Origin of the sequence: Streptomyces sp. NPDC006487 (genome assembly GCF_042870555.1) — a bacterium.
Taxonomy (GTDB): Bacteria; Actinomycetota; Actinomycetes; order Streptomycetales; family Streptomycetaceae; genus Streptomyces.
In genome coordinates, this window is sequence record NZ_JBIAHN010000020.1 from 137,559 (window position 1) to 157,162 (window position 19,604).

Consider the following 19,604-nt stretch of genomic DNA (forward strand, 5'->3'; position numbering starts at 1 on the left):
CTAGCTGACGGTTCGTCAGATTGACGCTACCGTGAGGGCATGGAGACCTTCCCGAAGATCATCTCGGTGGACGACCACACGGTTGAGCCCCCCAACGTCTGGCGGGACCGGCTCCCGTCCAAGTACCACGACGTCGGCCCCCGCGTCGTCCGCGCCCCCCTGAAGGAAATGACCTTCCTCGGAGGCAAGTTCGCCCCCGTGATGGGGGCCAAGGGCGACGACGGACCGATAGGCGACTGGTGGGTGTACGAGGACCTGCACAGACCCCTCACCCGACTCGACACGGCCGTCGGCTACGACCGCGACGAGATCAAGCTCGAAGTCATCACGTACGAGCAGATGCGCCCGGGCTCCTTCTCGGTTCCCGACCGGCTCGCCGACATGGACGTCAACCACGTCCAGTCCGCCCTCTGCTTCCCGACCTTCCCGCGCTTTTGCGGCCAGACCTTCACCGAGGCCAAGGACCGCGAGCTCGGCCTGCTCGGCGTGCGCGCGTACAACGACTGGATGGTGGAGGAGTGGTGCGGCCCGGACGCGCGCGGCCGTCTCATCCCGCTCACCCTCGTCCCGCTGTGGGACGCCCGGCTTGCCGCCGCCGAAGTGCGCCGCAACGCCGCGCGCGGCGTCCGCGCGGTCGCCTTCTCCGAGATCCCGCCCCACCTCGGGCTCCCGTCCATCCACACGGACGAGTGGGACCCCTTCCTGGAGGCGTGCAACGAGACCGGCACGGTCATCGCCATGCACATCGGCTCCTCCTCGCGCATGCCCTCCACCTCGGCGGACGCCCCGCCGGCCGTCGGCTCCACCATCACCTTCGCCAACTGCTGCTTCTCGATGGTGGACTGGCTGATGAGCGGCAAGTTCGAGCGCTTCCCGAACCTCAAGATCATGTACGCGGAGGGTCAGATCGGCTGGATCCCGTACATCCTCGAGCGCGCGAACGTGGTCTGGGAGGAGAACCGCGGCTGGGGCGGCGTCGCCGAGAAGGTGCTGCGCCCGCCGTCGGAGCTCTTCGCGGAGCACGTCTTCGGCTGTTTCTTCGACGACGCCTTCGGCCTGAAGAACCTCGACTCCATCGGAGTCGCCAACGTCCTCTACGAGACCGACTACCCCCACTCCGATTCCACGTGGCCCAAATCCCGCGAGGTCGGCGAGTCCCAGATGGGCCACCTGGCGCCGGACGTGGTGGACCGCATCGTCCGCGGCAACGCGATCGACCTCCTGGGACTGACCCCGGAAGGCCTCTGGCCGGGGGCGTAGCGGCCCGGGCCCGCCAGAGCCCGCCAGTGCCAGTGGACAGCCCCGGCCGGAGTCGCTCCGGCCGGGGCTGCTCATCGAGGCGGGAACCTGGAAGGCGGTGCCGTGCCCTCTACGCGCTGCAGGGGCGCCCGCTGGTGACCGCCGGACGGACATGGGCCAGGAGCAGGTCCAGGAAGCGGTCCGGGCGGCTGAACGAGGCGAAGTGACCGCAGTCCTCGATGAGGGCGAACCGCTTCACCGGGGCCTCGACCTCGTCGAAGAAGGCCTTGGCCGCGGCCACCGGAGTGAGTACGTCCTGCTCGCCCTGGAAGACGAAGAACGGGATCTCGAAGCGCGTGCCGTCGGCCCGGTCGTCGAGCTCCGCCGTCCCCTCGGTGATCCGCTCCGAGAACTTCTGCCCGCGGAAGTAGTCCCGCAGATCGCGCAGCGAGTGCAGCGGTGACAGCCACATCGACCCCAGGACCACCTTCTTGAGCGTGGCCAGCGTCAGCGGGTCGCTCTGCGCGCTGATCTTGGCGTACGCCGCCTGCTGCTGCGGGGTCCAGGCGTGCGGGTCGGCTCCGATGGCCTCGACCTGTGCGAGCAGTTTCGCCTTCCCGGCGGCGCGCAGCCGCTCCCGCAGGGCGTCGTGGGCGGAGGTGTCCCGGCCGCCGGTGTGGATGTTCTGGTCGGTGCCCACGTACGCGGAGTACAGCTCGGGGTGGTTGCGGGCCAGCCGCAGTCCGAAGGCGCTGCCGTAGGAGTTGGCCAGGAGCACCACCCGCTCGGCGCCGAGCAGTTCCCGGGCGTGGCGGGTGACCTCCAGGGCGTCCTCGTAGAGCCGCTCGAAGGTGGCCTCGCCCTGGCCCTGCGGGCCGCCGTGCCCGAAGGTCTTGCCGGCGCCGCGCATGTCCCAGCGGACGATCGTGAAGTGCCGTTCCCAACTGCGGGTGCGCGAGGTGTGGATGGAGTTGGCGGCGCCGGGGCCGCCGTGGATCTCGACGACGACGGGATTGGCCCGGTCGTCGCCGCGGACCGAGATCCACTGGTCGATGCCGCCGATGCGGACGAAGCCCTGCTCGTCGATGCCGTGCGCGGCCTCGATCCGCAGGGTCTTGGCGGCCTGTGCGCGGCGCAGGGCGCGGTGGGCCAGGAGGGGGAGGAGAGCGGCCACGGGGGTGGCGAGGGCGGTGGCGGCGACGGTGGCAACGGTGGCGATCATTTTGCGTCCTCCGTAAACTGTTTCCAGTGGATACAGAAGAGTGTGGAGGGTGCCCGGAGCGGTGTCAATAGCCGACGGCGGGGGTCCCCCTTGCGGGGGTTGCCGCGAGCAGGGCATGCTTCGCCGGAGCAAATTGGGGGAGGGTTGTCTGTGATGGACAAGCGGGCCGTGGTGACCGCGGTGTTGTGTGCGGCGGCGGCGCTGGGTGCGTCCGCGGCCATGACGAAGGTGGTCCCGGCCGGCGACGGCAAGGCGGCCGCGCACGTGAACGCGACGCCTTCGACGAGCTCCCCCACCAGCCGTCCATCGCAGTCGCAAACGCCAGAACGGGCTCGGCCCTCCGGTGGGGCGACCCCCGGACCGTCCGTGTCAGCCCCCGCGACTGGCGGGCCCGCGGCGTTCGCCGGGGCGCTGTTCGAGGGCGATGTGACCGGCAACCACTTCTGTACGGCGACCGTCGTGCACAGTCCCGGGCGGAACCTCATCGTCACCGCGGGCCACTGCCTGCTCGCCGGCCGGGCCGGCGAAGGCGGAGCCACCTTCGCACCCGCGTACGCCGACGGGCGGGCCCCGTACGGCACCTGGAAGATCGCGGAGGTCTTCGAGGACCCGCGCTGGGCGGACGGGACGAACGACGACTACGACCTCGCCTTCGCCCGCCTCGCCCCCGACGCCTCGGGCCGCAACATCGAGGACGTCACCGGCGCCGCCGTCCTCGACACCACGGGCCGCACGGACGAGCAGGTCACGGTGACGGGCTACCCCTCGGACCGCAAGGTCCCGCGCACCTGCCTGTCCCGCGCGGTACGGCTCAGCGCCACGGAACAGCGCTTCGACTGCGCGGACTTCCCCGGCGGCACGAGCGGCAGCTCATGGATCGCGGCCGACGGAAAGATCATCGGGGTCCTGACCGGCGGGGACACCGACGACGTCTCGACGAGCACGATCCTGAACGACTACGCGGCGCAGCTGTACGCCCGGGCGACGGGTGGCGGGTCCGGCCGGTGAGCCAGTACTACGACCTCGGCGACGAAACCCTCTGGAACCCCTCGAACGGCGCCGCCCGCCTCTTCCACCGCCAAGTAGCCCTCTTCGAGGCCGAACTCGGCGTCCCGTCGGGCATCGGCCCGATGGAGAACGACGAGTGCCAGATCGACCCGGCCGCCCTCGGCCCCTTCGCCGAAGCCCTCATCACCCGCCACGGACTCACCGGCCACGCCGTGATCCGCGCCCTCTCCGAGGGCTTCGTGGCCGCCGTGCTGGTGCTGGCGGAACGGGCGGGGGCGCGGGTGAAGTGGCCGGTGAGCCCGAGGAATTCCTACGAGTCCACGGCCGCGGACCTGCTGCGCGCGGCCGCCGGGGAGCTGTCCCGGCGGATGCCGCGCTGAGCTCAGGCCAGCAGCCCCAAGTGCACGGGCTCGGCGGGGGCTTCGCCGAGAAGCTCCGCGAGGCGCGGGGGCCACAGCGGCTCCCCGAGGGTGGCGAGGTTGCGCGGGGACAGCCACCGCCAGTGGGCCTCGGGGTACTCCGGCACCGGATCGCGGTGCGGGCCGGTGGTCACGTAGATGTGCTCGTGCTGGCGCACGGGGATGCCCTGGTGCGTGAAGTCGTGCTCCCAGGTGCAGAGCAGCCGCTCCGGCTCCAGGTCCGTCCAGCCCGTCTCTTCCCGCAACTCCCGCCGCACGCACTCCTCGGGCGTCTCCCCGGGATCGATGCCACCGCCGGGCGGCAGCCAGTGGATGCCGACTTCCACATTGTTCTCGCGGAACAGGAAAACGGATCCGGCGGGGTTGAGGACGACGATTCTTGCGGCCTGCCGTGGAGTTCGCATGGATCAGCGTACGACGGGGGTGCGCGGGGCGGGAGAGGTGTGATGGAGGCGGAGGGCCGGCCCGGGACCGGACGCGCTGGCCGCTGCCGAAGCGCGATCGGCCCCGTGACCAGGCCTACAGGGGTGGCTGCGACGGGTTCGCCGGGCGTTCGAAGACGAGGCTGATTCCGTCGGTCTCGTTTCCCCGCTCGGCGACCCGGGTGAAGCCGAAGCCCGCAAGGGTGGCCAGGGAGGCGGTGTTGTCGGATCGGATCGTGGCCCGGACGGTCCTGACATCGGGCTCTTCGGCGGCCCTGGCCAGCAGGGCGGTCAGCATGGCGCGGGCGTAGCCCCGGCGGCGGTAGGCGGACACGACGCTGTAGCCGACCTCGACCACGCCCGCCCCGTCCGGCGGGCCGTGGAATCCGGCGTCGCCGATGACCGTCCCGTCCGGCTCCGACACTGCGGCCCGGGTGGTCCAGGGCGCCGCGGACGGGTCCTCGGCGAGCTGGTCGGCGCGGTAGCCGAAGATCCAGCGGGCGCGGTCGGACACGAAGTATTCGTCGAGGGCCACCCCGGCCTCGGCGCTGCCACCTGCGAGGTCACCGTCGGCAAGGGCCCTGAGGGCCTGTGCGTTGAGCTTGACGAATCGGACGCGTTTGGGGAGAGGTTCATTGCTCATCGCGGAGATGCTCACCCAGTGCCCGAGGGCTGTCCACTGCTTTACGGCCCCTTCGGTCACCCCACCGTCTTCTCGTCCTTCCGGCGCACCAGCTCGGTGATCCAGGCGGGCGCGTACGGAGAGGTGCAGCCGGAGGGTGTCGGATAGTCCTTCAGGACCTCCAGGCGCTCGCCGATGGCGAGTGCGCGGGCGCGGTACTCGGCGTGCTCGATGCCGATCTGGGCCAGGCAGTGGTTCATCGCCCACTGCAGGCGGTCAGGGGCGTCCTTCATCTCCGCCTCGATGACGTCGAGCAGGCCCGCGAGATCCAGACCGTCGGACTTCTTGGCCACCCGCTCGGTGGTCAGCGCCCACCCGGCGCTCGCGACCACGGGATCGGCATCGGCGAACCACACGAGACGCAGCTCTTCGGCGTGCGGGCTCTTCTTGACCACGTAGTTCACGAGCCAGTCGTGCACCTTGGGCCTGCGCGCGTCGCGCAGCATGGCGTCCAGCTCGTCCCGCCCGAAGGACTTCGGGCGGCAGATCAGGATCGCCAGCAGCCGCGCGGCCGTGTCACCCGTCTCCCAGAGCCCGCAGGCCAGTTCCTGCTGCGTTTTCAACCGCTTGGCGACCGCGCGCAGCTTGCCGAGGTTCACACCGTGATCGTCACCGTGCTTCTCGTTCACCGCCCGCGCCTTGGGGTCCTCCAAAGCGGCCAGCTCGGCCATCACCTCGGCCAGCACCGTCCCAGCCACCACGCCCTCCTCTCCCTCACGCACGAGATGCACCCTACGCAGCCACCTCCCCGGATCAGCCACGTCCGGTCCGCAGTCGCCAAGCCGAGCGAGCGTGTGCAGCGATCCGTCGCGCCCACCGACTCCGAGGGGCTGAATGTCACCCTCTCGCTCACACCGGCGGTCGACGGTCGCGGGAAGGGTGTCCAGGCGCCCGGCCCTGGATGCTCCGATCGCCCCGCGCGTCCGTTCCGGCCGAGGTCACGGTCCTGCCGGGGCCGTACCCGGATGCCCCCTACCCCGCCTGCAGCGCCAGCGTCGGCGACAGCCTGGCCGCGCGGACCGCCGGGTAGAGGCCTGCCACCGTGCCGATGGCCAGGGTCGATGCGAAGCCGCCGGTGACGGCCCAGAGGGGGACCACCCAGGGGAGGTCGCCGGCTCGGGCGTAGACCGCCGTGGCCGCGCCGCCCAGCACGATGCCTGCAAGGCCGCCCAGGCCCGACAGGAGCAGGGACTCCGTGACGAACTGGATGCGGATCTGGCCCTTGGTGGCGCCCAGGGAGCGGCGCAGGCCGATCTCGTGGCGGCGTTCCAGCACCGAGATGATCATGGTGTTGGCCACCCCGACCCCACCCACCAGCAGGGCGATGCCGCCCAGGCCGAGGAGGAGGGTGCTGAAGGCGCCCTCGGTGGCGGCCTTCGCCTGGAGGGCCGCCGACGGGTCCGTGACCGCGACCGTGCTCGGGCTCTCCGGGTTGGCCGTCTTGGCGATGAGGCCCCGGACCTGCTGGACGCGATCGTCGGCGGAGCGCTCGTAGACGGACGTGGGGTGGCCGTCGAAGCCCAGGAGGCTCTGGGCGGCGTCCCAGCCGATCAGTGCCGAGCGTTCGATCTCCGGCGCGAGGGGGATGGGCTCCAGGACGCCGATGACGGTGAAGTACTGCCCGCCGATGAAGACCTGCCCGCCCGGCCCTGTGATGCCCAGGCGCTCGGCGGTGACGTGTCCGAGGACCACGGACGGGTAGCGGCCCGTCGCGTCGTTGAGCCAGCTTCCGCTGTGCATCCGGGCCCGGAGCGTCTTCAGGAGCTCGTCCTTCGCCGCTTTGAGGGCGATGCCGTTCGTCTCCTCCTTCGGAATGTTCTCGCTGCGGCGGACGGACTCCTTCACGTCGCCCGTCGAGCCGACCGATTCGACGCCGTCGATCCGGGCGATCATGCCGGGGGCGTCCTTCGGCAGTTTGGTGTCCTGTCCCGAGAACATCGACGGGCCGGGTGTCGCGACCATCATGTTCGTGCCGAGCTTGTCGAGCTCCTGGAGCAGCTTGGCCTGGCTCGACGAGGAGATGCCGACGACCGCGATCATCGTCGCGATGCCGATCGCGATCCCGAGCGCGGACAGGAACACGCGCATGGGCCGCGAGCGCAGCCCCGCCGATCCCACGTGGAACACGTCGCGGGGGCCAAGGCGCGGCGGAGACAGCTTGCGCGCCTTCTTCTCCGCCCCGCGGGACTTCGTACGGGTACCGGAACCCATTACGCACCCACCCCCAGCGTTTCCGGGCCCGCGCCTGAGCCCGCGCCCGCGCCCGCGTCCGCGCCTGGACCCGGGCCCGCACCCGCACCCGCGTTCCACACGTCCGCCACGATCTCGCCGTCGCGGATGCGGACCTGCCGGGGCAGGCTCGCCGCGATCTCGTTGTCGTGGGTGATCACGGCGATGGTGGCCCCGTCCTGGTTGAGCTCGTGCAGCAGTTCCATCACCGACTCGCCGGACGCCGTGTCCAGGGCGCCCGTCGGCTCGTCGGCGAGCAGCAGGTCCGGCTCTCCCGCCACCGCGCGGGCGATCGCCACGCGCTGCTTCTGCCCGCCGGAGAGTTCGTGCGGCCGGTGGTCCATGCGGTCGCCGAGGCCGACGCGCTCCAGAGCGCGTTCCGCCCGCCGTCCGCGTTCGGCGCGGGACAGGCCGGAGTACAGCAGCCCCTCGGCGACGTTCGCCCGGGCGCTGATACCCGGTACCAGGTGGAAGGACTGGAACACGAAGCCGACGTGGCGGGAGCGCAGCGCCGACAGAGAGCGGTCGGAGAGGCTCGCGATGTCGTACCCGGCGATGGCGACGCGGCCGGCGGTCGGCCGGTCCAGCGTCCCCACGATGTGCAGGAGCGTGGACTTTCCCGATCCCGACGGGCCTACGATGGCGAGGAGTTCGCCGTTCAGGACGGTGAGGTCGACTCCGCGCAGGGCCGCGACCCCGCCGGGGTACTCCTTGGTGACTCCGGTCAGTTCGACGACCGCGTGGGCGTGTGTGTTCATGACGCGGGGACTCCCACGAGCATGCCCTCCTTGAGGGCGTCCCCCTTCACCTCGACCCGGCCCTGGCCGAACATGCCGAGCTCGACCTTGACCTCACGGACCTTGCCGTCCTCGACGACCTGGACTCCGAAGCCGCCCTCGGCGAGGGCGAGGAGCGAGTTGACCGGTACGGAGAGCACCCCCGTACGGACCTCGCCCGTCAGGCTCACCGAGACCGGGGACTGGTCGGGGCCCGTGGCTTCGGAGGGTTTGTCGAGGGCGATCTCGACGTCGACCTTCGGCTTCTTGTCCCCGCCGCCCCCGGGTCCGCCGCCCGAGGACGGGTCGTCGCCGTTGGCGGTGGCGCCGACCGAGCTGATCTTGCCCTTGCCCGTGCCCCCGCCGGGCAGGCTCACGGTCACCGGGTCACCGGTCTTGACCTTGCCCGCCTTGGTCACGTCCAGCTGCAGGCGCACCATCCGCTCGGTGCCGGTCAGGGTCATGACCGGCTTGCCGGCGGCGGCCTCGTCGCCGACCGCCATGTCGTTCTTCTGGATCCGCTGGGGTCCGGAGGCGAAGGCGATGTCGCCCTTGCCGACCTCGCCGGTCTCCTTCACCTTGTGGGACTTCTGCCAGCGCTTGACGGCGGTGACCGTCCCGGCGGTGAAGGTGCCGTCCGTGGTGTCCAGGCCGGTGCCGAAGCCGAGGGCCTGGAGGTTCTGCTTGAGCTGTTTGACGTCCTCGCCCTTGTCCCCGGACTTCAGGGACCGGTACACGGGGGTGGTGCCGTACATCAGGCGCACCGGCTTCCCGTTGACCTCGTAGAGCTTGCCGTCGCGCTCCACGGAGGAGCCGGCCGGCGCCACCCAGGTCAGGGTCGCGGAGCCGGAGCCGGAGCCGGAGCCGGCTCCCGCGCCGGGGGTTCCGCCCGTTCCGCCGGCCCCGCCCGCTCCGCCCGCCGAGTCCGCACCCACCGCGTTGAGCTTGCGTTCCTTCGCGAAGCCGAGCGTCCCGTCGACCTTGAACCCGGAGCTCAGGTCGCCGCGCGTGACCGGCTGCGTGGCCCCCGGCAGTCCGTCCGCGCGGTCCTGCTTCGAGCCGCTGCCGTTGCCGCTACCGCCCCCACTGCCGCCGTCCGTCCCGGCCTGGGCGACGACCGCGTACCCGCCGCCCGTGACGGCGAGCACGACGGCCAGTGAGCCCAGGAGCCACCGCCCGCGCTTCCTCACTTGTCCTCGCCGCACTTGTTCAGCTGGGCCATGAAGGCGTCCTTGTCGGCGCCCTCGGGGAGGGAGATACCGGTCCGGGCGTTCCCGTTGAACTCCGGGTCCGGCATGTCGAAGCCGTTGTCCCGCATGCACTTGGCCTGCTTCAGAGCCTTGTCCTTGTCCGCCTGGGATATCTCGCCGCCGGAGCCGGGACCCTTCATCCCGCACTTCTCCATGGCCTTCTTCAGGACCTCCTGGTCCATGCCCGCACCGAGCGTCATACCGCGCGGGTCCTCGCCGGGCTTCGGGTCGGGGGCGTCGACGCCGTTCTCGCGCAGGCACTTGCGCATCTTGAGGGCGTTGTCGGCGTCTGCCCCGCCACCGCCACCGCCACCGCTGCCGCCCGTGCCGCTCGAATTCGAGGAGTTGTCCTTCTCGTCCTTCTTTCCGTCCGAGCCGCCGGCGCCGCCCGTGCACGCGGTGACGAAGAGGGTGAGGCCGGTGAGGAGCGCGGCCGTGGTCATGGTCGTGGATCGCTTCATGGGCCCGAGCGTGCGCGAGAAGCGGGTTTCGCTTCTCTAACGGCTCGTGCTTACAACGGCGAAATGCCGCTCTCCGGTAAAGAGGACGGCATGCGAGTTCTGGTGGTGGAGGACGAGGAGTTCCTGCGGGAGATGATCGCCGAGGGGCTGCGCGGCGACGCGCTGGCCGTCGACGAGGCGAGCGACGGCCTGGAGGCCCTGAGCCGCCTGCGCCTGGGCGCGTACGACGTCCTGATCCTCGACCGCGACCTGCCCGGCCTGCACGGGGACGAGGTCTGCCGCCAGGTGGTGCGCGAGCGGCTGCTGACCCGCGTCCTGATGCTGACGGCCTCCGGGACCGTACGCGACCGGGTGGAGGGCCTCGGCCTCGGCGCCGACGACTACCTGACCAAGCCCTTCGCCTACGACGAGCTGCTCGCCCGCGTCCTGGCGCTGGGGCGGCGCGCCCAGCCGGCCCTGCCGCCGGTGCTGGAGCGGGCGGGGGTGGCCGTGGACGTGGCGCGGCGCACCGCCACCCGCGAGGGGCGCAGGCTGGCGCTCTCGCGCAAGGAGTTCGCCGTGCTGGAGTCGCTGCTGCGCGCCGAGGGCGCGGTCCTCAGCAGCGACGACCTGATCGAGCAGGTGTGGGAGGAGGACACCTCGTACAGCACCAACGCGGTACGGGTGACCCTGAGCAAGCTGCGCGCCAAGCTGGGGGAGCCGCCGCTGATCGAGACCGTCCCCGGCGCCGGATACCGGATCGGTGACGGCGACGACCACCGGATCGGTGATCCACGATGAGAGCAGTGCTCCACTCCGAGCGCGCCCGTCTCACCGTCCTCTATGGCTCCCTGCTGCTCCTCGCGGGCGGCGGCCTCATCGCACTGATCAACATCCTGCTCCGCAACGGCCTCTACACCCGCATCAGCGGCGCCGTCATGACCACCACCATCGTCCCGGCCATCAAGGGCAGTCCGCCGCCCACGGTCCCGGGCTACAAACTGCCCGTCCCCGCCGAGAAGCTCGACACGGGCGCCACCCCCACCCCCGAACAGCTCGAACAGTGGCGGGCCACCCGCAACCTGACCTCGGCCGTCGAGCAGGCCACCCTCCACGAGCTCCTGATCGTCTCCCTCCTCGCCCTCGCCGTCTTCGCCGTCCTGTCCATCTGGCTGGCCTGGTGGATGGCCGGCCGCGTCCTGCGCCCCGTCGGCGTGATCACCGAGACGGCCCGGCGCCTGTCCGCCGCCAACCTCCACGAGCGGATCGGCCTCCGGGCCCCGCCCGGCGAACTCAAGCGGCTGGCGGACACCTTCGACGGGATGCTCGACCGGATGGAGGACATGGTCGGGGCGCAGCGCCGGTTCGCCGCGAACGCCGCCCACGAGCTGCGCACCCCGCTCGCCGTCCAGCGGGCGGCCGCCGAGATCGGGCTGGCGGGGGAGCCGTCGCCGCAGAAGGTGGCCCGGATCCGCTCCAAGCTCATCGAGGTCGCCGACTCCAGCCAGCACCTGGTCGAGTCGCTGCTCCTGCTCGCCGTCTCGGAGGAGGGACTGGAGGCGACGGAACCGGTGGACCTGGCGGACCTCGCGGAAGCGGAGCTCGCGGGCCTCCAGGGGACGGTCCCTCAGGACCTGCTGGTCGTACGGGATCTCGAGCCGCTGACCGTCGCGGGCGACAGGACCCTCCTCGGCCATCTCGTACGGAACCTGCTGGCCAATGCCGTACGTCACAACCGCGCGGGCGGCCGCCTGGAGGTGGCGACCTCCCGGGAGGGCGTGCTGACGGTCTCCAACACCGGCCCGGTGATCGAGCCGGGCGACGTGCCGCGGCTGCTGGAGCCCTTCCGGCGGCGGGCGGAGCGGCAGCATACGGCGGGCGAGGGCGCCGGGTTGGGGCTCTCGATCGTCGCGTCGATCGCGCGGGCGCACGGCGCGGAACTGACGGCCCGGGCCAACCCGGCACCGGGCGGCGGGCTGATGGTCCGGGTCTGGTTCCCGGCCGAGCCGCCGGTGGCGCGACCCGCCGAGGAAACGCCGGGCGCTTGACCGGTCAACAAAAATGAAGATCGGCTGTGTACGGTCGGGTCAATGAGCAAGCACGCCCGAGCCGGCTCCCGCGCGTCCCGTCCGTCCCGCACACCCGGGGCGTCCCGCCCGACCCGGCGCTTCCGCGCCGGTGGTGCGCGGCGCGCCGGCGGTGCCGCGCGCGGCTCCCGGGGTGCCCGCGGCTCGCGCCCGCTCGCCTTCGCGGCCGCCCTGGGGCTGCTCGGCTTCGGTGCGGGCTGGTTGTACCTCGCCCAGGACCCGCCGGCCAACGCCGCGGCCCTGGCCGCCGCCGACGCCCGGCCGCCGGCCGAGGACCGGGCCGCGCGGGCCGCCGAGCGCGACCCCTTCCAGGGCCTGCCCGAGGTCAGCGAGCAGACCCGGGCGAAGATCCCCGCGGACGCCCGCCAGCTCATCCTGGTCACCGGCAAGGCCAGGAACTCCTCGGAGTCCACCGCGGCCCTGTACACCCGGCCGGCGACCGGCGCCGACTGGCTCAAGAGCCACAGCTGGCCCGCGCGCAACGGAGCCAAGGGCTGGTCCACGGAGCGTACGTACGGGGACCTGACCTCCCCCGAGGGCGTGTTCGCGCTGACCGACGCGGGCGGGCTGCTGGCGAAGCCGCAGGGCACGAAGTTCCCGTACGACCAGGACGGCTCCTTCGTGGCGACGGGCCGCGGGGTCAACGGCGAGTCGCTGCTCGGCTCCTTCGACTACGTCGTCGCCATCGACTTCAACCGCAAGACGGGGGTGAGTCCGCTCGACCCGACGAAGCCGGACGGCGAGGAGAAGGGCGGCAACATCTGGCTCCACGTGGACCACGACGGCCCCTCGCAGGGCTGCGTGGGCATCCCGAAGACTGCGATGAAGCAGGTCCTTCAGACGCTCGACCCGGCGGCGAAGCCGGTCATCGTGATGGGGCCGCGGGGCTTCTGAGCTCCGCCGCGACGTCGGGCCGCCCGCCCGCCGGGTTCCGGGCCAGCAGCACGATGTACGCGAGGTCGAAGACCGCGCACATCAGCCCCAGGCCGAGGATGAACGGGGCGTCCTCGACGACGCCGAAGAGGAAGGTCGGCGCGAGCGTGCCGATCCATTTGGCGACCGCGATGACCAGGGACTGTCCGAGGGGGCCGCGCCGGCTCGCATAGAGGGCGATGAACAGCCCGGACATCAGCAGGTTCTGCAGGAACGCCGAGTACCGGCTCGCGTCGTGCGCGCCGAAGTGGGCGAGGAAGAGCCACTGCACGGCGAAGGCGCTCGCGAAGAGGAGCACGGTCCAGGCGGCGAACAGCGGCCGGGTCACGAAGCCGGGCAGCTCGGCCCGCCCGTAGCGCAGGTACGTGTACACGATGACGATGTCGGCGAGGGCCCACACCACGTTGACGACGCCCTGGGCCGAGAGGCCGGTACGGACGTCGTTGACGGCGTAGGTCGACTCCCAGGCGAAGTTCAGCGCGAGCGCCGCGACCGGCATCGCGTACGTCCGGTCCCGCAGCCCCACCCGGATCGCCTCGGCGTACACGAGGGTCCACGCCACCCCGCTGACCAGCGTCAGAAACAGTTCCACGCGCGGCACCCTAGCGGTCGGCCTTGCACCTGCACAGCCTTTTGCGAGGCGCCGCCACGGTGCTCGCCACCACCGGCGGCCTGCTCGCCACCGCCTCGTCCGCCGAGGCGGCGATCGGGTACGACCGCTGCGCCCAGAGGCAGGTCTGCGTGTTCAGCGGGTCGGCCGGCACGGGCTCGATGATGGTCCTCACGAAGAGCCTGCCCAGCCTCGGCGACTGGGACGACCGCATCAGCTCGATCGCCAACTACAGCACGTACACGGTGTGCTTGAGCGCCGGGCAGGACTACGAGGACTACGGCAGGTCGTACCCTGACGAAGAGGTGTCCCTGGCCGAGCGCGACCGCCCGGATCTGGACAACAACATCAGCTCGATCGAGCTCTTTCACGGGCAGCAGGACGATTGCGGTCTGGCCTACTACCCCTCGACATGGCACGACCAGTCGCCGCGGCTGCGGCCCTCCTCCTCGGCCGCCGAGAAGGCCTTCGGCGACCTCAACGGTGACGGCCGCGCCGACCTGCTCGCCCGCAACCGCTACAGCGAGGTCTGGTACTGGGCCCCCGCACATGAGTGGAACGCGACCGAACCGTTCGAACGCATTCGCACCGGCTGGACCGGGATGAGCCAGATGCTGCGCCACGGCGACTACAACGGTGACGGAAACGAGGACGTGTTCGCCCGGGACAAGAGCGGCGCCCTGTGGTTCTACCCCGGCACCGGCTTCGGCACCAGCAAGCGCCTCGGTACGCGTGTCCAGCTCCCCGGCACGTGGAACGCAATGCGTGACATGGCTGCGGCCGGAGACCTGAACGGTGACGGCAAGCGGGATCTGCTCGCGGTCGACGCGGCCGGTGTGCTGTGGTCGTACCCGGGCAACGGGAAGGGTTCGTTCGGTACGCGCAAGAGCCTCGGTGGCGGCTGGGGCGTGATGAACGAGCTGGTCGGTGCCGGTGACATGAACTCCGATCACCGCTCCGACCTCGTGGCGCGGGACACGACCGGCCGGCTGTGGCTCTACCCGGGCAACGGCCGCGGCGGCTTCGGCGACCGGCGCCTGATCGGCACCGGGGGCTGGAACGGCTTCAAGGAGCTGACAGGGGTCGGTGACTACAACGGCGACGGTCACCCCGACCTCCTGGCGCACGCGCACCAGGACAACTCCGTACGCATGTACCCCGGGACGGGTGCATCGGACGGCCACCTCGGCCGCGCGGTGGCCGTCATCCAGACCTCGGACGCGCACTTCGTCTTCTGAGGCACGGCCGCCAGGCCACCCGGTCCCACCACCACCGTTCAGAACGGACTGCATTTCGGACACGGCCGACCGGGTCCGCGTCTTCTGACACCGGGGGATTCGCCCCGAGCATCGAGACCCCCGCGCCTCCGGGCGCGGGGGTCCCGGCCTTCCAGACCGCGCGCCGTCAGCGGCTCCGCCGCCAGAGCCCGATGCCGGCGGCCCCGGGTCTCGGTGGAGGAGGCCGGGGCTATGATCCACACACTCGAATCCGTGTTCCAGGGGGGCCGGCGCCTGCGGGCCTGTGCGAACGCGGCTGTTTCACACACATCCGGGGGGATCTGTGACCCTTTCCGTTCCGCGCGCCGTCCGCGGCGCTCTCCTCGCCGCCGCCACGGCGCTGGCCACCACCGCCGGGCTGCTCGGCGGCGCCTCGGCCGCCCAGGCGTCGGGCGGCTACGACCGCTGCCCCTGGGGCCAGGTCTGCGTGTTCAGCGGTCCCGTCGGCACCGGCGACATGAAGATCGTCAAGAGCAGCCTGGCCCGCCTCGGCAGCTGGGACAACCGCATCAGCTCGCTGGCCAACTTCAGCGACTACACGGTGTGCGTCAGCCCCGGGCCCGACTACGGCTGGGATGGCGCCACGCACTACTACAGCGGTCAGGTGTCCTTCGACGAGAGCATGCGTCCGGACCTGGACAACGCCGTCAGCTCGATCGAGCTCCTGCCGGACGCTGAGGACTGCGGCACCTTCGCCACCTACCCGTCGTGGTGGTACGGCCAGGAGCCGCCGGCGCGTCCGGCGCCCCCGACCCCCGAGACGGCCTTCGGCGACCTCGACGGCGACGGCCGCACCGACCTGGTCGGCCGCACCCGGTACGGCGCGCTGTGGGCCGTGAACGCGAACGAGAACAACAAGACCCACCGCATCGGCACCGGCTGGAACGGAATGACCCAGCTCGTCCGCCACGGCGACTACAACGCGGACGGCAAGGAAGACGTCTTCGCCCGCGACAGGGACGGCGCCCTGTGGTTCTACCCGGGCACCGGCTCGGCCCTCGGTACGCGCACCGCGCTCGGTGGCGGCTGGAACGGGATGCGGGACCTCGCCGCGGCCGGTGACCTCACCGGTGACGGCAAGCGGGACCTGCTCGCCCGCGACACGGCCGGCACGCTGTGGATGTATCCCGGCAACGGCAAGGGCTCGTTCGGCACGCGCAAGAACCTCGGCGGCGGCTGGGGCGTGATGAACGAGCTCGTCGGCGCCGGCGACATGAACTCCGACCGCGTCTCGGACCTCGTGGCCCGTGACACCTCCGGGCGGCTCTGGTTCTACCCGGGCAACGGCCGCGGCGGCTTCGGTACGCGCAGCCTGATCGGCACCGGCGGCTGGAACGGCTTCAAGGAGCTGGCGGGCATCGGCGACTACAACGGCGACGGGCGAGCCGACCTCCTCGCGCACTCGCACGCCGACAACCACCTGATCCTGTACCCCGGAACGGGTGCCAAGGACGGCCACCTCGGCCGCTCGAAGGTCATCGGCAGCGCCTCGGACGCGCACCTCGTGTTCTGAGCCCGCGGCCCGGGCAGTGGCCCGGTTCCTCCCGGGCCGTGGCCCGGCCGCCCGGTTCTCGCCACCCCCTTCAGTCTTCGTACTCCGGACTTCAGTTCAGATCGGACCGCCTTCCCCATGACCCGACCCGGTTCCCGAATCCGTTCCCTGCGCCGCGCCCTCGGCGCGGCCGTCGCCACGGCCGCCTCGGTGGCGGCCCTGGTCACCGCGGCGCCCACCGCCGCCGCGGCCGACAACTCCGAGCGCTGCCCGGCGGGCAAGTTCTGCGTCTTCGCCGGCGACGACTTCACGGGCGAGATGAAGACCTTCTCGTCCCCGCAGGCCTCGCTCGGCACCTGGAACAACAAGATCTCCTCGCTGGTGAACAACAGCGGCCTGTACGCGACCGTGTACCCGGACGCGAACTTCTCGGGCGACTACCTGTACGTGACCCCGTACAACGGGTCCAATGACCTCGAGGGCTCGATCATGGGCCGCTTCGACAACGCGATCAGCTCCATCCGGATCGCCACCACCTCGTACGAGGCCATCCAGGGCGTCCCGTACATGGACTGGACGCCCTGGCCCGACCAGCCGCGGCCCGCGCCGGTTCCGGCCGTCGCGAACTTCGCGGACCTCGACAACGACCGCATCGCGGACCTGCTGGAGCGTGCCGACGACGGCCGCCTGTGGTTCCTGCCCGGAAAGCGGGACGCCCAGGGCCGTACGCAGGGGAAGTTCCTGGGCGGTGGCTGGAACGCCATGACCCAGCTCGTCCGGCACGGCGACTACAACTCGGACGGCAAGGAGGACATCTTCGCCCGCGACAAGGGCGGTGTCCTGTGGTTCTACCCGGGCCTCGGCACCGGGGGCTTCGGCAACCGGGTGAGTCTGGGCGGTGGCTGGAACGCCATGCGCGAGATCAGCGCGGCCGGCGACCTGACCGGTGACGGGCGCGGCGACCTGCTCGCCCGCGACACGGCCGGCACGCTGTGGTCGTACCCGGGCAATGGCAAGGGCTGGTTCGGCACGCGCAAGAACCTGGGCGGCGGCTGGAACACCATGAACCAGCTCGTCTCGCCGGGCGACCTCAACGGCGACGGCCGCGCCGACCTCGCGGCCAGGGACGGCTCTCGGCGGCTGTGGCTCTACCCGGGCAACGGCGCGGGCAGTTTCGGCGCGCGCAAGCAGCTGCCGTACGCCTGGCCGACGGACGCCCCGATCGTGGCCACCGGCGACGCCACCGCCGACGGCATCAGCGATTTGATGCGCCCCATCGACTGGCAGGCCTTCACCTACCCGGGCACCGGGAAGGGCAGCCTGCGCGGCCCGGAGGCCGGCATGCTCTGGGACACGGCCGACCGGGTCCGCGTCTTCTGACCCCCGGGGACCGAGTCCCTCCGGGCATCGAGACCCCGTACATCGAGACCCCGTACATCGAGACCCCGTGCCTCCGGGCGCGGGGTCTCCTGCGTGTCGGGGCCCGATCCACGGCGGACCCGCCGCACAAGATCGCCCGCTCGGCCCGACGGCCACCGGGCCGCCGTCTTCGCGTCAACCCCTTGCCTGACGGACCGTCAGCTACGACGATGGCCCCCGCACCGGTATGACGAATCGGCAGTCGAGGACGAGGCGGGTACGGCCCATGGCGCGCGTGTTTCCGGAAGGTCGGCTGGTCTACGGGATGCAGCTCCCGATCCAGTCGCAGAGCACCATCTACGCCGAGCCCTGGGAGGCGACGGCCGGCGCGGCCGACCTCGCCGCGGTCGCGCGGGCGGCCGACCGGGCCGGCTTCGGGTACGTCGCCACCTGCGACCACGTGGCCATCCCGCGGCACATGGCCGGCCCCATGAGCACCGTCTGGTACGACCCGGTGGCCACCCTCTCCTTCCTGGCCGGGATCACCGAGAACGTGCGGCTGCTGAGCCACGTCGCGATCCTCGGTCTGCGCCACCCGTTGCTCAGCTCCAAGCAGTACGCCACCGTCGACCACCTCTCCGGCGGCCGGCTGATCCTCGGCGTCGGCGCCGGGCACGTGAAGGAGGAGTTCGAGGTGCTCGGCGTGGACTTCGCGCGCCGCGGGGCCGTCCTCGACGAGACCCTCGACGCGCTGCGCGCCGCCCTCGGCCCCGAGGAGTATCCGGAGTTCGAGGGCGAGCTGTTCTCCTTCAAGGACCTGGGGCAGCTGCCCCGCCCCGTCCAGACCCGGATCCCCGTCTGGGTGGGCGGCTCCTCGCCCGCCGCCGTCCGCCGGGCCGCCGTGCGCGGCGACGGCTGGCTCCCGCAGGGCGACCCGCTCGACAAGCTCCCGGCGCAGATCGCCCGGATCAAGGAGCTCCGCGCCGAGGCCGGGATCACCGGACCCGTCGAATTCGGCGCGATCACCGCGCCGCTGTACGTCGGCGAGCCCGGCTGGGAGACCGGCCGGCGGACCCTCACGGGCAAGGCGGAGGCGCTCGCCGAGTCGCTGCGCGCGTACAAGGCGATCGGCATCGACCAGATCCAGGTCCGCTTCCGCAATCGCGACCGGGCCGAACTCATCGACCAGATCACGGCTTTCGGGTCCGAAGTGGGACCCCTTCTCAACGACTAGCGACGAGCGACGAGCGACTAGGGGCAAACGCATGGGCAAGCTGGACGGACGCGTCGTCATCATCACGGGTGCCGCGCGCGGCCAGGGCGAGCAGGAGGCCCGGCTCTTCGCCTCGGAGGGCGCCAAGGTGCTCCTGGGCGACGTGCTGGACGAGCAGGGCACGGCGGTCGCGAAGGAGATCGGCGAGGACCGGGCGCGGTACGTACGGATGGACGTGAGCCGCGAGGAGGACTGGGCCTCGGCCATCGCGGCGGCGAAGGAGGCCTTCGGCCCGGTGAACGGGCTGGTCAACAACGCGGGCATCCTGCGCTTCAACGAGCTGACCGCGACCCCGCTGGAGGAGTTCCAGCAGGTGATCCAGGTCAACCAGGTCGGCGCCTTCCTCGGCATCAAGTCGGTGGCTCCGGAGATCGAGGCGGCCGGCGGCGGCACGATCGTCAACACCTCCTCCTACACGGGCCTGACGGGCATGGCGTACGTGGGCACGTACGCGGCGACCAAGGCGGCGATCCTCGGCCTGACCCGGGTGGCCGCGCTGGAGCTGGCCGCGAAGAACATCAGGGTCAACGCGATGTGCCCGGGGGCCGTGGACACCGCGATGGCCACTCCCGGGAACACGAATCCGGCGGACCTGCCGCAGGAGGCCCGGGACGCCATGGCGGAGCTCTACCAGCGCGTGGTGCCGATGGGCCGGGTGGGGCAGCCCGAGGAGATAGCCAAGCTGGCGCTGTTCCTGACCAGCGAGGACTCCTCGTACATCACCGGCCAGCCGTTCGTGATCGACGGCGGCTGGATGGCGGGCGTCAGCATCCTCTAGCGCCGCTCCGGCGGCTCCCCGGCTATATCTGATGGAGCGTCAGGTATTGACGCTCCCGCCCTCGCGATGGAACAGTCGTGACATCGAATCTGACGCAACGTCAGAAAC

20 protein-coding genes are annotated in these 19,604 nt (G+C 71.4%); 11 read left to right on the plus strand and 9 right to left on the minus strand.

The annotated features are described in order from the left end of the window. Positions 1-39: 39 nt before the first annotated feature. Positions 40-1,260 (plus strand): amidohydrolase family protein, encoded by a 1,221-nt coding sequence (locus tag ACFYM0_RS31770; protein WP_388507334.1) that lies wholly within the window; start codon positions 40-42, stop codon positions 1,258-1,260. A 109-nt stretch (positions 1,261-1,369) separates the two neighbouring features. On the opposite strand, the gene ACFYM0_RS31775 is transcribed toward ACFYM0_RS31770, so the two are convergent. Beyond that, on the minus strand, positions 1,370-2,461 hold the full coding sequence (locus ACFYM0_RS31775) for an alpha/beta fold hydrolase (protein WP_388507337.1): 1,092 nt from the start codon (positions 2,459-2,461) through the stop codon (positions 1,370-1,372). A 366-nt stretch (positions 2,462-2,827) separates the two neighbouring features. Between ACFYM0_RS31775 and ACFYM0_RS31780 the strand changes: the two genes are divergently transcribed. Next, positions 2,828-3,469 (plus strand): trypsin-like serine peptidase, encoded by a 642-nt coding sequence (locus tag ACFYM0_RS31780; RefSeq protein ID WP_388507339.1) that lies wholly within the window; start codon positions 2,828-2,830, stop codon positions 3,467-3,469. Next, the gene (locus tag ACFYM0_RS31785; protein WP_388507341.1) at positions 3,466-3,849 is read left to right on the plus strand and encodes a DUF6086 family protein; all 384 of its coding nucleotides are present in this window, start codon (positions 3,466-3,468) and stop codon (positions 3,847-3,849) included. The genes ACFYM0_RS31780 and ACFYM0_RS31785 overlap by 4 nt, the downstream gene beginning before the upstream one ends. A 2-nt stretch (positions 3,850-3,851) precedes the next feature. Here ACFYM0_RS31785 and ACFYM0_RS31790 read toward each other — a convergent pair whose 3' ends face one another. From ACFYM0_RS31790 to ACFYM0_RS31820, 7 genes are all read right to left on the minus strand, one after another. Further along, entirely contained in the window at positions 3,852-4,292 is a 441-nt protein-coding gene (locus ACFYM0_RS31790) for an NUDIX hydrolase (RefSeq protein ID WP_388507343.1), read from the minus strand. A 115-nt stretch (positions 4,293-4,407) separates the two neighbouring features. Continuing rightward, positions 4,408-4,953, minus strand: coding sequence for a GNAT family N-acetyltransferase (locus ACFYM0_RS31795; RefSeq protein ID WP_388507345.1), 546 nt, complete (start codon positions 4,951-4,953; stop codon positions 4,408-4,410). Positions 4,954-5,009: 56 nt separating this feature from the next. Further along, the gene (locus ACFYM0_RS31800; RefSeq protein ID WP_388507418.1) at positions 5,010-5,663 is read right to left on the minus strand and encodes a DNA alkylation repair protein; all 654 of its coding nucleotides are present in this window, start codon (positions 5,661-5,663) and stop codon (positions 5,010-5,012) included. Between the two features lie 301 nt (positions 5,664-5,964). After that, the gene (locus ACFYM0_RS31805; RefSeq protein ID WP_388507348.1) at positions 5,965-7,203 is read right to left on the minus strand and encodes an ABC transporter permease; all 1,239 of its coding nucleotides are present in this window, start codon (positions 7,201-7,203) and stop codon (positions 5,965-5,967) included. Further along, a complete protein-coding gene (locus tag ACFYM0_RS31810) occupies positions 7,203-7,979 on the minus strand; it encodes an ABC transporter ATP-binding protein (protein ID WP_388507350.1) in 777 nt (258 codons plus the stop codon). Before ACFYM0_RS31810 ends, ACFYM0_RS31805 begins: the two co-directional genes overlap by 1 nt. Further along, a complete protein-coding gene (locus tag ACFYM0_RS31815) occupies positions 7,976-9,187 on the minus strand; it encodes a peptidoglycan-binding protein (protein ID WP_388507351.1) in 1,212 nt (403 codons plus the stop codon). The genes ACFYM0_RS31810 and ACFYM0_RS31815 overlap by 4 nt, the downstream gene beginning before the upstream one ends. Next, complete coding sequence (locus tag ACFYM0_RS31820) at positions 9,184-9,708, minus strand: hypothetical protein (RefSeq protein WP_388507353.1); 525 nt, start codon at positions 9,706-9,708, stop codon at positions 9,184-9,186. The genes ACFYM0_RS31815 and ACFYM0_RS31820 overlap by 4 nt, the downstream gene beginning before the upstream one ends. 90 nt (positions 9,709-9,798) lie before the next feature. Here ACFYM0_RS31820 and ACFYM0_RS31825 point away from each other — a divergent pair, with 90 nt between their 5' ends. Genes ACFYM0_RS31825 through ACFYM0_RS31835 form a run of 3 tightly spaced genes read left to right on the plus strand, consistent with a single transcriptional unit; the run spans position 9,799 to position 12,668 of the window. Continuing rightward, positions 9,799-10,488: a response regulator transcription factor gene (locus ACFYM0_RS31825; protein ID WP_388507355.1), complete on the plus strand. Its 690-nt coding sequence runs from the start codon at positions 9,799-9,801 to the stop codon at positions 10,486-10,488. Continuing rightward, on the plus strand, positions 10,485-11,735 hold the full coding sequence (locus tag ACFYM0_RS31830; protein WP_388507357.1) for a sensor histidine kinase: 1,251 nt from the start codon (positions 10,485-10,487) through the stop codon (positions 11,733-11,735). The genes ACFYM0_RS31825 and ACFYM0_RS31830 overlap by 4 nt, the downstream gene beginning before the upstream one ends. Before the next feature lie 42 nt (positions 11,736-11,777). Then, positions 11,778-12,668 carry a hypothetical protein gene (locus ACFYM0_RS31835; RefSeq protein WP_388507360.1) on the plus strand — a complete coding sequence of 297 codons (891 nt, stop codon included), beginning with the start codon at positions 11,778-11,780 and terminating at the stop codon, positions 12,666-12,668. Here ACFYM0_RS31835 and ACFYM0_RS31840 read toward each other — a convergent pair. Then, positions 12,640-13,299 (minus strand): hypothetical protein, encoded by a 660-nt coding sequence (locus tag ACFYM0_RS31840; protein WP_388507362.1) that lies wholly within the window; start codon positions 13,297-13,299, stop codon positions 12,640-12,642. The two genes, ACFYM0_RS31835 and ACFYM0_RS31840, sit on opposite strands and share 29 nt — an antisense overlap. Positions 13,300-13,358: 59 nt before the next feature. Between ACFYM0_RS31840 and ACFYM0_RS31845 the strand changes: the two genes are divergently transcribed. The 5 genes from ACFYM0_RS31845 (at position 13,359) to ACFYM0_RS31865 (ending at position 19,496) form a co-directional block, all read left to right on the plus strand. After that, positions 13,359-14,555 (plus strand): FG-GAP-like repeat-containing protein, encoded by a 1,197-nt coding sequence (locus ACFYM0_RS31845; protein WP_388507365.1) that lies wholly within the window; start codon positions 13,359-13,361, stop codon positions 14,553-14,555. A 322-nt stretch (positions 14,556-14,877) separates the two neighbouring features. Then, complete coding sequence (locus tag ACFYM0_RS31850; RefSeq protein WP_388507368.1) at positions 14,878-16,107, plus strand: FG-GAP-like repeat-containing protein; 1,230 nt, start codon at positions 14,878-14,880, stop codon at positions 16,105-16,107. Positions 16,108-16,224: 117 nt separating this feature from the next. Continuing rightward, positions 16,225-17,466, plus strand: a complete 1,242-nt coding sequence (locus tag ACFYM0_RS31855) for an FG-GAP-like repeat-containing protein (protein ID WP_388507371.1) — start codon at positions 16,225-16,227, stop codon at positions 17,464-17,466. 265 nt (positions 17,467-17,731) lie between these two features. Further along, positions 17,732-18,679, plus strand: coding sequence for an LLM class F420-dependent oxidoreductase (locus ACFYM0_RS31860; RefSeq protein WP_388507373.1), 948 nt, complete (start codon positions 17,732-17,734; stop codon positions 18,677-18,679). Positions 18,680-18,710: 31 nt separating this feature from the next. Next, positions 18,711-19,496, plus strand: coding sequence for an SDR family NAD(P)-dependent oxidoreductase (locus ACFYM0_RS31865; protein ID WP_388507375.1), 786 nt, complete (start codon positions 18,711-18,713; stop codon positions 19,494-19,496). Positions 19,497-19,604 lie beyond the last annotated feature (108 nt).